The sequence below is a fragment of the Pseudomonas sp. RAC1 genome (assembly GCF_030658255.1).
Classification (GTDB): domain Bacteria; phylum Pseudomonadota; class Gammaproteobacteria; order Pseudomonadales; family Pseudomonadaceae; genus Aquipseudomonas; species Aquipseudomonas boreofloridensis.
This window is the reverse complement of the sequence record NZ_JAUTXS020000022.1, coordinates 70716-83650: the sequence shown is the minus strand read 5'-3', so window position 1 is coordinate 83650 and position 12935 is coordinate 70716. Positions and strand designations below refer to the sequence as shown.

At 68.0% G+C, this 12935-nt stretch carries 8 protein-coding genes; all 8 read left to right on the top strand.

Translation table 11 applies throughout. The annotated features are described in order from the left end of the window. Positions 1-4: 4 nt before the first annotated feature. Genes Q7C30_RS05370 through Q7C30_RS05335 form a run of 8 tightly spaced genes read left to right on the top strand, consistent with a single transcriptional unit; the run spans position 5 to position 12932 of the window. Entirely contained in the window at positions 5-1312 is a 1308-nt protein-coding gene (locus Q7C30_RS05370; protein WP_039582637.1) for a DotU family type VI secretion system protein, read from the top strand. After that, positions 1309-4815 (top strand): type VI secretion system membrane subunit TssM, encoded by a 3507-nt coding sequence (tssM, locus tag Q7C30_RS05365; protein ID WP_317870924.1) that lies wholly within the window; start codon positions 1309-1311, stop codon positions 4813-4815. Before Q7C30_RS05370 ends, tssM begins: the two co-directional genes overlap by 4 nt. Then, on the top strand, positions 4812-5474 hold the full coding sequence (gene tagF, locus Q7C30_RS05360; RefSeq protein WP_317870923.1) for a type VI secretion system-associated protein TagF: 663 nt from the start codon (positions 4812-4814) through the stop codon (positions 5472-5474). The genes tssM and tagF overlap by 4 nt, the downstream gene beginning before the upstream one ends. Continuing rightward, positions 5471-6190: a protein phosphatase 2C domain-containing protein gene (locus Q7C30_RS05355; protein WP_039582640.1), complete on the top strand. Its 720-nt coding sequence runs from the start codon at positions 5471-5473 to the stop codon at positions 6188-6190. The genes tagF and Q7C30_RS05355 overlap by 4 nt, the downstream gene beginning before the upstream one ends. A gap of 8 nt (positions 6191-6198) precedes the next feature. Beyond that, a complete protein-coding gene (locus tag Q7C30_RS05350; protein ID WP_317870989.1) occupies positions 6199-9210 on the top strand; it encodes a serine/threonine-protein kinase in 3012 nt (1003 codons plus the stop codon). Continuing rightward, complete coding sequence (locus Q7C30_RS05345) at positions 9210-9926, top strand: ABC transporter ATP-binding protein (protein WP_317870922.1); 717 nt, start codon at positions 9210-9212, stop codon at positions 9924-9926. The genes Q7C30_RS05350 and Q7C30_RS05345 overlap by 1 nt, the downstream gene beginning before the upstream one ends. Continuing rightward, positions 9926-11140 carry an FtsX-like permease family protein gene (locus Q7C30_RS05340; RefSeq protein WP_317870921.1) on the top strand — a complete coding sequence of 405 codons (1215 nt, stop codon included), beginning with the start codon at positions 9926-9928 and terminating at the stop codon, positions 11138-11140. Before Q7C30_RS05345 ends, Q7C30_RS05340 begins: the two co-directional genes overlap by 1 nt. Beyond that, complete coding sequence (locus tag Q7C30_RS05335) at positions 11133-12932, top strand: SUMF1/EgtB/PvdO family nonheme iron enzyme (RefSeq protein WP_039582646.1); 1800 nt, start codon at positions 11133-11135, stop codon at positions 12930-12932. The genes Q7C30_RS05340 and Q7C30_RS05335 overlap by 8 nt, the downstream gene beginning before the upstream one ends. Positions 12933-12935: the final 3 nt, after the last annotated feature.

The following is a 12935-nucleotide window of genomic DNA, read 5'->3' as shown; positions in this document are numbered from 1 at the left end:
CGCGATGCAGCACGACGATCCTCAAGGCAATGACCGGACCCAATTCATGCCGCGCCCCGGTGGCCGTGGTCCGCAGCCCTCGACACCGGCGCAGCCCGCACCGCCGCCGTTGAGCGTGCCGGCCGAGCCGCTGGCGCCTGGGCAGGGCGCCGGGCTCAATCCACTGGAGCAGGCAGCCGGGCCGCTGCTGGCCTTGCTCACACGCCTGCGCAACACCATCGCCCATCCCGCCCCGGCCAGCCTGCGCGCACAATTGCTGGCCTACCTGCGTCAGTTCGAGGAGCGTGCCGACGCCGCCGGTGTGCCGCGTAACGAAGTGCTGCTGGCACGCTACGCCCTGTGCACCGCCCTCGACGAGGCGGTGCTGAGCACCCCGTGGGGCAGCAGTAGCGACTGGGGCAAGCAAAGCCTGCTGATCACCGTGCACAACGAGGCCTGGGGCGGGGAGAAGACTTTCCAGTTGCTCGAACATTGCCTGCAGAGCCCGCGTGAGCGCTTGAACCTGCTGGAGCTGCTGTACCTGTGCACCAGCCTGGGTTTCGAGGGCCGCTATCGGGTCATGAACGGGGGCCGCGCGCAGCTCGAAGCGCTGCGTGAACGCACCGCCGCAGCCATCCGCGGCGCCCGTGGCGAGATCGAGCGCGAACTGTCGCCGCATTGGCGCGGCGTCTCGGTCAGCCGCGACCGCCTGGCGCAGTTCATCCCGCCATGGGTCGGCCTGGCCGTGGCCCTGGCGCTGCTGTTGCTGTTGTTGTTCGGCCTGCGCATGAAGCTCGCCTCCGACGCCGAGCCGGTGTTCCGTGGCATTCACGCGCTGGGGGAAATTCCGGTGCAGGCCATGGACCGTCCCGTGGTGCAGCCCAAGCCCGTCGAGCGCCCGCGCCTGGCCGGTTTCCTGGCCGATGACATCAAGGCTGGCCGGGTCTCGGTCGAAGATGCGGTCGACCGTTCGGTGGTCACCATTCGCGGTGACGAACTGTTCGCGTCGGCCAGCGCCAGCATCAAGGGCGACTTCGAGCCCCTGCTGCAGCGCATTGCGGCGGCCGTCTCCAAGGTCAAGGGCAATGTGCGCGTGACCGGGCACAGCGACAACCAACGCATCGCCACGATCCGCTTCCCCTCGAACTGGGCGCTGTCCCAGGCCCGTGCCGAAGAGGTCAAGTCGCTGCTGGTGGCGCGCACCGGACAGGCCGAGCGTTTCACCGCCCAGGGGCTGAGCGACACCGAGCCGTTGGCGTCGAACGACACCGCGCAAGGCCGGGCGAAGAATCGTCGGGTGGAAATCACAGTTCTGGCGGAGGGCGTCGAGTGAAGGCGTTTTTCAGTTTCGTCATCCGCTGGGTGATCCCGGTGCTGGGGCTGATCGCCCTGAGCCTGATCATCTGGTTCCTGGGGCCGCTGCTGGATGTGCTGGCCCCGCCTGCGCCGCGCTGGATCCTGATCATCCTGCTGTTCGCGGTGTGGATCGCCTACCGCACCTGGCGCATCGTCCAGGCCCGCCGCCAGGCGGCCAAGGTGCTGGAAAGCCTGGCGGCCGAGACGGCGCCGGACCCTACCAGCCTGGCCACTGCCGAAGAACTGGCGACCCTGCGCCAGCGCATGGACGAAGCCCTGGTGCTGCTGAAGAAGGCGCGTCTGGGCGGCGACGAGCGGCGTAATCTCTATGAGCTGCCTTGGTACGTGATCATCGGCCCGCCCGGCTCGGGCAAGACCACTGCGCTGATCAATTCCGGCCTGCACTTCCCGCTGGCCGCGCAACTGGGCGAAGGCGCCATCCGCGGCGTTGGCGGCACGCGCAATTGCGACTGGTGGTTCACCGACCAGGCCGTGCTGCTCGACACCGCTGGCCGCTACACCACCCAGGACAGCCATGCCCAGGTCGACAAGGCCGCCTGGCTGGGCTTTCTCGACCTGCTCAAGCAGCAGCGCTCACGGCGTCCCATCGATGGCGCCTTCATCGCCATCAGCCTGTCGGATCTGCTGCTGGGCAGCGATGCAGAACGCGCCGCCCATGCCACGGCGATTCGCACGCGGATCCAGGAGCTGTATACCCAACTCGGCGTGCGCTTCCCCATCTACCTGATGCTCACCAAGCTCGACCTGGTGCCTGGGTTCATGGAGTTCTTCGACAACCTGAGCAAGGAAGAACGTGCTCAGGTGTGGGGCATGACCTTCGCGCTGGATGAGGGTCAGCAGGGCGAGGGGCCGGTGGCGCAGTTCGAGCAAGAGTTCGGCCTGCTGGAGACGCGCCTGAACCAGCGGTTGGTCGAACGCCTCCAGCAGGAACGCGACCCGGCGCGGCGCGATCTGGTCTATGGCTTCATCCAGCAGTTCGCGGCGCTGCGTGGCAACCTCAAGAGCTTCCTCGACGGCGTGTTCAAACCCAATGCCTTCGAAGAGCGGGCGCTGCTGCGCGGGGTGTACTTCACCAGCGGCACCCAGGAAGGCAGCCCGATCGACCGCCTGATCGGCAGCATGGCGCAGAGCATGGGCCTGGACCGTGCGCACCTGGCGCGTCAGACCGGCACCGGGCGCAGCTACTTCATCGAGAAGCTGTTCACCGCCGTGGCCTTCGCCGAGCGTGGGCTGGTGGGCAGCGATCCCAAGGTGGAGCGCCGACGCAAATGGATCGCACGCGGTGCCCTGGCCTTGAGCGTGGCGCTGGTGCTGGTGGTCGGCACCTTGTGGACCTTGAGCTACCGCGCCAACCAGCAGTACATCGCCGAAGTCGACAGCCGCCTCAAACCGCTGGGCAAGAGCGTTCAGGAACTGAGCCCGGCGCAGCGCGAAGTGATCGAGGTGCTGCCGTTGCTCAATGCCGTGCGCCGCCTGGCCAACGATCCGCCCAGTTGGGCCGAGGGCCTGGGGCTGTATCAGGGCGATATGCTCGAGAGCGAGTCCGATAGCGTCTACCGCAAGCTGCTGATCGCCATCTTCGCCCCGCGCCTGGTTACCCGCATCGAGGAACAGTTGTATGCCGGTGGCCCGTCGGATTACCTCTACGAAGGCCTCAAGGCCTATCTCATGCTCGCCGACAGCGAGCATTACGACGCCGACTTCATCAAGGCCTGGATCAGCCTGGATTGGGAGCGTCATCTGCCGCGCGATCTGGCCCCGGAACAACGTCAGGCACTGGAGCAGCACCTCTCGGCGCTGTTCGACAAGCGCCCGCCCAATGCGCGACTGGATCAGCGCCTGATCGACGACACCCGCCGTCAGTTGCAGCAATTGCCGGTGGCGCAACGGGTGTATGACCGGGTCAAGCGTCAGAAACTGCCGAACGGTGTCAGCGATTTTCGCCTCAGCGACGCGGCCGGTCGCGATGCGGCGCTGGTGTTCCAGCGCAAGAGCGGCAAGCCGTTGACCGATCCGCTGCCGGGCATCTTCACCGTCGACGGTTACCGCAAAGCGTTTCTCGCCGCCAGCGTCGCCCACGCCGAAACCCTGGCCGAGGAGCGCTGGGTGCTGGGTCGCGAGCTGAGCGAGGCCAGCGATGCCAAGCGCCTGGCCGACGACGTGCGCCAGCTCTATTACCAGGACTACATCCGCCAGTGGGATGCGCTGCTGGCCGATCTCGATTTCGTACCCATCACCAGTGCCGGGCAGGCTGCCGACGTGCTGCGCGTATTGTCCGGGCCGACCTCGCCGCTGAAGAAGCTGCTGCAGGCGGTGGCCAAGGAAACCGACCTGCAACAGCCGACCGTGCTCGACCAGGCCCAGGCCAAGGTGGAGCAGGCCGGGGTTGATCAGTTGCGTCAGCGCCTCGGTGGCCTGCTGGGCGATACGCCGATTCCGGGCACCGAGGCGCAGGCGCGCGAGGTGGACCCGGTCACGGCCCACTTCGCTGAACTGGCCGAACTGGTCGCCAGCGGCGAGGGCCAGCCGAGTTCGCTCGACGGCTTGCTGGCCGACCTCAACGCGCTGTACGTGCAAGTCAGCGCCATGGTCGGCGCCAGTGGCGATGCCTTGCTGGGCGAGGCCAAGAACCAGGCGCAGGCGGCTTCGCAGCGCGTGTCGCTGGGCGCGGCGCGCCAGCCCAAGCTGGTGCAGAACCTGGTCGGTTCGGTGGTCGGCTCGACCAACGCCATCGTCATGGGCGGGGTGCGCAATCAGCTCAACGCCGCCTGGACCAGCGAGGTGGTCAATGTCTACCGTCAGTCGCTCAGCGGGCGCTATCCCCTGAGCGCCGGCAGCCCACGCGATGCCACCCTGGAAGACTTCGGCCAGTTCTTCGGTGTGGGCGGGGTGATGGACAACTACTTCCGCAAGTACCTGCAACCCTACGTCAACACGGCCACGTCGCCCTGGAGCTGGCAGCCGGGCGCCGCGCAGAAGCTGGGTATCGGTGGCGGCGTGCTGAACACCTTCCAGCGCGCCGCGACCATTCGCGATGCCTTCTTCCGCACCAGCGGCGGCCTGCAACCGGGGGTGCGTTTCGAGCTCAAGCCGGTGGCGATGGACGCCTCGATCACTCAGTTCCTGCTCGACCTCGACGGTCAGCAGGTCAGCTACGACCACGGTCCGAGTCGCCCGGTGTCGCTGCAGTGGCCGAACCCCAACAGTATCGGCGTGGTGCGCCTGTCGATCTCGCCCCCGGCGGCCAGCGGTCGCTCGGGGATGACACTGGAGGGACCGTGGGCGTGGTTCCGCTTGCTCGATCAGTCCGATCTCAGTGCCGGCAGTTCGCCGGAGCGCTTCAACCTACGCCTGCGCGTCGATGGCGCCAGCGTGTCCTACGAGCTGCGTGCCAGCAGCGCGTTCAATCCGTTCCGCAGCCGAGTGGTCAGCGGTTTCAGCCTGCCGGAGCATTTGTGAACGACGTGGGTTTCTACGGGAAAATCGCCTGTCGCGGCGACTTCGTCAGCCGCGACCTGCCGCAGACCTTCATCCAGCCCTGGGATCAGTGGCTGGCCGCTGGCATTCAAGCCAGTCAGCGGCAGTTGGGCGAACAGTGGCTACAGGCCTACCTGGTCAGCCCATTGTGGCGCTTTGCCTTGGCGCCCGGCGTGTGCGGGCCTCAGGCGGTGACTGGCGTCGTGATGCCCAGCATCGACCGGGTCGGGCGCTACTTCCCGCTGACCGTCGCTCAGGTGCTGGCACCGCAGACGTCTTTGGCGGCGATCGTGGCCGGCAGCGATGCCTGGTTCGAGGCGGTCGAGGCGGCATTGTTGGACACGCTGGAGGAGGGGGCGCCGTTGGACGCGTTCGAGCGCGCCGTGCAGCCTTATGGCGCCGACAGCACGGGCACTCAAGGTGCGGTATCGGTACCCAGCGTCGGTGGCCTGCAACGCTTGGCCGCGACCACCCCCGAGGGCCGCGCACACGCGCTGGCCGAGTGCGCCTGCGAAGGCATGAGCCTGTGGTGGGGGCGCGGCTCGGAGCGCATCGCGCCGGGCCTGATGCGTTACCCAGGCCTGCCGCGCAGCGAGCACTTCGCCGCATTCCTGTTGGGCGACGAGGGAGGCGGGGTATGACGACCCTGCATTACAGTGCCGCCAGCTACAGCCACGTGGGCATGGTGCGCAAGATCAACGAGGATGCCTGCCTGGACCTGGCGGCCGATGGCCTGTGGGCTGTGGCCGACGGCATGGGCGGTCATGCGGCGGGCGATTACGTGGCCAGCCTGACCGTCGACAGCCTGCGGCAGTTGCCACTGCCTGCGCCGCTCGAGGCGCGCGCCCAAGCCGTGCGCGACACCCTGGTGCGGGTCAACCGCGCGGTCCGCGAGGAAACCCATCGTCGGGGCGTGTCGATGATGGGCAGCACGGTGGTGGTACTGGCCGTGCGCGGCGACCAGGGCGTCGCCCTGTGGGCCGGCGACAGCCGTCTGTACCGCCTGCGCGACGGACGCATCGAGCGCCTCAGCCATGACCACAGTTATGTCCAGGAACTGCAGGACAGTGGCCTGCTCAGCGAAGCCGAGGCGCGCGTGCACCCACGCGGCAACATCGTCACCCGCGCCATCGGCGTGGAGGATCAGCTCCAATTGCAGAGTCTTTCGGTGCAAGTACGTCCCGGCGATACCTACCTGCTGTGCAGCGACGGCCTGACCAAGACCGCCGAAGACCTCGAAATCGGCGAGGTGCTGCACCACGCCGACCCCTATCAGGTGGTACGCGGGCTGGTCCATCTCGGCCTGACCCGTGGCGCCCCCGACAACATCACAGCCGTGGTGGTGAAGGCCAATTGAAGAACGACATCGACATGCAGATCCCCGGTTTCGACATCGACGGCGAAATTGGCCAGGGCGCCATGGCCAGCGTCTACCTGGCCACCCAGCGTTCGCTGCAACGCAAGGTGGCGCTGAAGGTGATGGCGGCCAGCCTGGCGGCCGATCCGACCTTCTGCGAGCGCTTCCTGCGCGAAGGCCGCACCCTGGCGCGCCTGGCGCATCCGAACATCGCCACCATCCACGACATCGGCAATGTCGGCGAGCTGTACTACATGGCCATGGAGTACCTGCCGGCCGGCACGCTCAAGGAGCGCATCGCGGCGGGTTTGGGCGCCGAACAGGGGCTGGTCTACGTGCGGCAGATGGCCCAGGCGCTGGGCTATGCCCATGCCCAGGGCCTGGTGCACCGCGATGTGAAACCGGCCAACATCCTGTTCCGCGCCGACGGCACTGCCGTGCTGTCGGACTTCGGCATCGCCAAGTCGCTGGATGACCACACCCAGTTCACCCAGGCCGGCTTCGCCATCGGCACGCCCAGCTACATGAGCCCGGAGCAGGCGCGCGGGCTCGAGATCGACGGGCGCGCCGACCTCTACGCGCTGGGCGTGGTGCTGTACGAAATCCTCGTCGGCAAGCTGCCGTACAACGGTGTCGACGCGCTGTCCACGGCGCTGGCGCACCTGACCGAACCGCTGCCGGAACTGCCCATCGAGCACGGCCGTTATCAGGACATCCTGCACGGCTTGCTGGCCAAGGATCCTACTGCACGCTTCGCCGATGCCGATGCGCTATTGGCGGCGTTGGACCGCCTGCCCGCCGAGGGCGACAGCACGGTGTTCATGCCCGTGGCGAGCATCGGGCCGGACTCGGTATCCGCGCCGGCGCCGGCGTTGGGCGGATTGACCCCGGTCTCCATCGACATTCCCCAGGCCGCTGCGCGCCCAGAGCCGATCAAACCGCCACCTCTCCAGCCCCAGCCCGCGCCGTCCAAGGCTGCGAAGAAAAAGCCCGCGGTCGCCCTGCTTGCGGTGGCCATCGCGGCGGCGCTGGGGTTGGCTGCCGGTGGCTACTGGCTGTTCAGTGGCGGTGACGAGCCTGCCGTCGAACCGCCGGGGGTGCAGACACCGTCTCACGCCCAGAAACCGCCGCCTCTGGCGACAGCCGCCACGGACGATCAGCGTCCGCTGCTCATGCCCGGCAAGAAGACGCTGTTCCAACGCGTGCTGACCAAGCCTGGCGCGCGCCTGGCCGACAGTCCTGGAGGTCAGGCGGGCGAGCCGCTGCCGGCGTTCTCGGTGCTCTACGTCTACCAGCGCAAGGACGTCGACGGTCAGTCCTGGGTGCAGGTCGGTGCTGCCAGCGACGGGCAGCGTGAAGGCTGGCTCGCCGCCGAGCAGACCAGTGACTGGAAGCAGAGCCTGGTGCTCAAGTTCACCGAACGCTCCGGCCGCGCACCGGTGATGTTCATGCGTCAGCCCGACGATGTGCAGCAGTTGCTCGACGACAGCAACCGCGCCCGCGCGCAATTGCTCCAGGCGCAGAACGATCCGGCCCAGGCGCCCGAGGTGCTGGCGCTGGAGCCTACCGCCAACGCTGTGCCGCAAGACCAGTTCTACCTGATGCCGATCTTCGACTACCGCGAGAGCTTCGACGCCGACGGACAACCGGCGCAGTTGCTTAACGTCGCCTCGATCGATCCCGGTGCGGGCGCGTCCGGCGAGGCCACCAACGCGTCCCAGACGCCTGCCACGGGCGCAGCCGACAACAACTTCCGTACCGGCATCGTGCTGGTGGTGGACACCTCGGTGTCGATGCAGCCCTACATCGACCGCGTGCGCCAGGTGGTCAGCGAATTGCAGGCGCAGTTGGCCGACCGCGGCGAACTGGACAGCGTCAGCTTCGGCCTGGTGGGCTTTCGCAACAGCATCAAGCGCACGCCGGGGCTGGAATACCTGAGCAAGACCCTGGTGACCCTGGACGAAGGCCGCGATCCGGCACGGTTCCTCAAGGCCGCCGCGCAGGTCAAGGCCACCACCGTCTCCAGCCAGTCGTTCAACGAGGATGCGTTTGCCGGCGTGATGCAGGCGGTCGAGGGCATGGACTGGTCCGGCTATGGCGGACGCATCGTGCTGTTGGTCACCGACGCGGGCGCGCTGCGCAAGAGCGATCCGCAAAGCAGCACGCAGATGAACGAGGCCGAAGTGCGCCAGGCAGCGTTGAGCAAGCAGATCAAGATCTACGCGCTGCACCTGCGCACCCCCGCCGGGATCAAGAACCACGGCTCGGCCGAGCAGCAGTACCGCGTGCTCACCGCCGACAGCAACCCGCGCATTGGCGATCTCTACGTGGGCGTGCCGGGCGGTGAAGTGAATGCCTTCGGCGAACGGGTGCGGGAAATTGGTTCGACCTTCGCGGACCTGGTGCATCAGGTCCGCAGCCAGCAGCCGCAGCCGGTGCCGATGCTGGGTGCCGGCTCCAGCCTGGCGGCCAAGACCCAGGCGGTGGGCTACGCCATGCACATGGACTTCCTCGGCCGGCGCAGCGCCAGCCAGGCGCCGCAACTGGTCAGCGCCTGGACCGCCGACCGCGACCTGACCAACCCGGCGCTGCCGACCCTGCAAGTGTGCGTGATGCTCACCAAGCTGCAGCTCAACGACCTGCAGCAATCGCTCAAGCTGATCGTCGATGCCGCGCGCAAGACCCGCAGCTCGCCGGGCGACTTCTTCAACGAGATCGCCAGCGCCAGCGCCTACATGAGCCGCGACCCGAGTGCACTGAGCAAGGGCGCCAACCTGGCCCAGGGTGGCGTGCTCGGCGAGTACCTCGAAGGCCTGCCGTATCGCAGCAAGTCGTTGAGCATGACCCAGGACCTGTGGCTGTCGCTGTCGGTGGCCGAGCAGGAAGACTTCATCGACGAGCTGGAGTCGAAGATTCGCCTCTACGAAACCTTCCACAATGACATGGCCAACTGGGTGCGTTTCGGCAAGGCCGAGCCGGGCGACGCCTTGTACCGTGTCCCACTGTCGACGCTGCCGTGATGATCAACGTGCAGGGGGTGCGCAAAACGCGCGGGCAGGGTGCCCAGCGCTACAGCCTGGAGATCGGCGAGCTGCATCTGGCGGCCGGTGCGCAGGTGGCGCTGGTCGGCCCCAGCGGCTGCGGCAAGAGCACCTTGCTCGACCTGCTGGCGCTGGTGCTGGCGCCGGACGCTGCCGAGCGTTTCAGTCTCGAAGTGGACGGTGCCGCGCAGGACATCGCCGGGTTATGGCGGGCGCGCCAGCTCGATCGCCTGGCGGCGCTGCGCAGCCGCCATCTCGGCTATGTGCTGCAAGCGGGCGGCCTGCTCGGGTTTCTCGATGTGCGCGGCAACATTCGCCTGCCGCGCCAATTGCTCGGCCTGGCCGATGACGGTGGCGTGGAGCGGCTGGCGGCGGCGCTGGACGTCAGCGATCAGTTGGACAAGCGGCCGGCAGATCTCTCCCTGGGCCAGCGTCAGCGGGTCAGCTGTGCCCGTGCCCTGGTCCATGCACCGACGCTGTTGCTGGCCGACGAGCCGACCGCGGCGCTCGATCCGCTCAACGCCGAGCGGGTGATGCAGTTGCTGCTGCGCCAGGCCGAGGCGCACCGGGTGACCTGCGTGATCGCCACCCACGACGAGACGCTGGCGCGCAACGCCGGGCTGCGGGTGCTGCGCATGCAGTGCCGCCGCGATGCCGATGGCGGCGTCACCACCACCCTGGAGCAGGCCGCCTGATGCGCCCGCTGCTGATCGCCAGGCTGGCCTGGCAGGACTATCGCACCGACGCGCGGCTGTCGGCCTGCGCGGTGCTGGCGTTGGTGGCGGTGATCGCGCCGCTGCTGGTGCTGTTCGGTCTGAAGTTCGGCCTGATCGGCAGCCTGACCGAGCGCCTGCAACGCGACCCCGGTGTGCGCGAAATCATCGCGCTGGGCGGCGGGCGTTTCAGCGCCGAGTTCATTGCGCGCCTGGCAGCGCGCTCCGACGTGGCCTTCGCCATCCCGCGCACCCGGCAGATCGCTGCCACCGCCGAGCTGTTGCTGCCGGCGCAGGGGCGCGGGGTGACGGTCGAGATGCTGCCCACCGCAGCGGGCGATCCGCTGCTCGATGGCGCGGTGGCACCGGACCCCGCCGATCTGCGCGATGTGGTGCTGAGCTTCACCGCTGCAGAAAAGCTTGGCGCGCGGGCGGGGGATCGTCTGCTGGGCAGTTTCAATCGCCAGCAGGGCGGCGATGTGCAGTGGCGGCAGACGCCGTTGCATGTGCGTGCGGTGCTGCCGCTGGCGGCCTTCGAGCGCGACGGCCTGTTTGCCTCGCTGGCGTTGCTGGAGGCAGCCGAAGACTACCGCGACGGCCGCGCGGTGCCTGCGTTGGGCTGGAGCGGCGAAGCGCCGGACGCGGTGGCGGCTGCGGCGCGGGTCTATCCAGCGTTTCGCCTCTACGCCCGCACGCTCGACGATGTGGAGCCGCTGCGGCGCTTCTTCGCCGAGCGCAAGCTGCTGGTGTCGACCCAGGCCGCGCAGATCGCCCAGGTGCAGTCGCTGGGCCGCAACCTGGACCTGGTGTTCTGGATCATCGCCAGCCTGGCGGTGGCCGGCGCCGTAGCGGCCACGGCGGCGGGTGCGGTGGCGGCGGTGCAGCGCAAGCAGCGCGAACTGGCGGTGCTGCGCCTGCTGGGCCTGGGCACCGCCGCGCTGTTGCTGTTCGTGGTGTTGCAGGCCTTGTACAGCGGGTTGTTGGCGGTGTTGTTGGCAACACTGTTGTACCTGCTGGCCGAGCAAGGCCTGAACCGATTGTTCATGCAGGTGCCGGGTGAATACGCCGCGCATCTGCTGCCCATGCACTATCTCGTCGCGCTGCTGGCCGTGCTGTTGGCCAGCACCGCCGCCGCCGCCCTGGGCGGCTGGCGAGTGGCGCGGATCGACGCTTCGCAAGGAATTCGTGATGTGTAAATCAACCGCAGCGGCCCCCGCGCTGCTGAAGGTGCTGTCCCTGGTCGTGGCCGCGATGGCGCTGGGCGCCTGCTCCCCCGCCGATGGCGACGACAAGCCCAAATCCTCCTCCAGCGCCGCTGCGGCCACGCCCGACCCCGCAGCCCTGAGCAAGCTCGACAACCCCAAGCCGCTGCCGGACGACGTCAGCCTGCCGCTGCCGTGCGGCGGCGAAATCGTCTTCCGCCACGTCTACGTACTGGCCCAAGGCAGCCTCGACGACCGCGAGGTCAACCTGGGCTATCCCTTCAGCGAGGGCGAGGCGGGCTACAAGCAGTCGTTCATCTCCGGCTATCGCCGCGACTTCATCAACGGTCAGTTCAGCGTGAAGGACCTGTCGTCCGACTGGCAGAAACAGATCGCCGGCAGCCTGCCCAAGGTCGAGGCCGGCAGCCCGCTCAAGCCGATGATGTACTTCATCGGCAAATACGAAGTCACCGCGCGGCAGTACGCGCAGGTGATGGCCCAGGCCCAGTCGCTGGCCAGTGGCGAGGCGGCGCCGACCTGCGAGCCGGTCACCGAAGCGGCCGGGCGCCTGCCCAAGGTCAAGTTGTCGCGCTTCGAGGCCGAGCGCTTCGCGGCGGTGTACAGCGCCTGGTTGATGAAGCATCACCGCGACCTGCTGCCAGTCAGTGGCCGGGGCAGCAAGGCCGAGGACGGCGGCATCGGCTTCGTGCGCCTGCCCACCGAAGTGGAATGGGAATTCGCGGCCCGTGGCGGCTCGGCGGTCAGCCGCCAGCAGCTCGACGGTCGGTTGTTCCCGCGCCAGGTCGAGGGCAGCGACAGCGAGGGGCCGCTTGCCGACTGGGCGGTGTACAACCAAGTGGCCGGCGGCACCGGCCAGGCGGCGCGGCTGATGCCGATCGGCACCAAGCTGCCGAACCCGCTGGGGCTGTTCGATGTGATCGGCAATGCCGCCGAGATGGTCCAGGAGTCGTTCCAGCTGGTGCATGCCGGGCGTCGCCAGGGTGCCTATGGCGGCTTCGTGGTCAAGGGCGGCAACTACCTCGAAGGCGAGACTACACTGTTCACCGGCATGCGCCGCGAGTACCCGCTGTTCGGCGCCGACGGCACCGAGCAGCGCAACGAGACCACCGGCTTCCGGGTCGCCATCGGTGCGCTGTCGGCGCCGCGTTCGCGCTATCAGGAACTGTTCGAGCAGTGGCAGAAGGAAGGCCGATTGGCGGGCCTGACCGATGACATCGACGCCGCCGCCGACCCGACCCAACGCCTGGACAGCATCATCGCCGGTTCCGGCGATCCGCGCCTGCAAGCCGAGCTGGGCCTGGTCAACGAAGAACTCAAGCGCAATGTCTCGCTGATCGCCCGCCAGCGCGAGGAAGCGGCCGGCAACCTGATCCAGTCCGCCGCTTTGGTGGCCGAGACCATCAACAACTACAACATCCGCCTGACCAACCTGCAGAACACCCAGGCCAAGGCCCAGGCGGCGGGCGACCAGACCAGCGCCAAGCTGTACGGCGCGGCCATCGCCAACGGTCGCAGCGCGCTGGACGGTGCGCTGGCGATCTACATCGACAACCTGGCCAGCGGCACGCGCTACACCGATGCGGTGATCCAGGCGCAGTTCCAGCAGGTCAAGCAGGAACTGGAGCGCAAGCCGGTACTGGGCCGAAGCCTGGAGGCGCGCGCGACCCTGTTCGTTCGCCACGTCGGCGAATACCGCCAGAACCGGCGGGCCGACCCGGCGACGATTCTCAAGGAGCTGCTGGCCTCGGCCGCTCCACGACCCTGAACC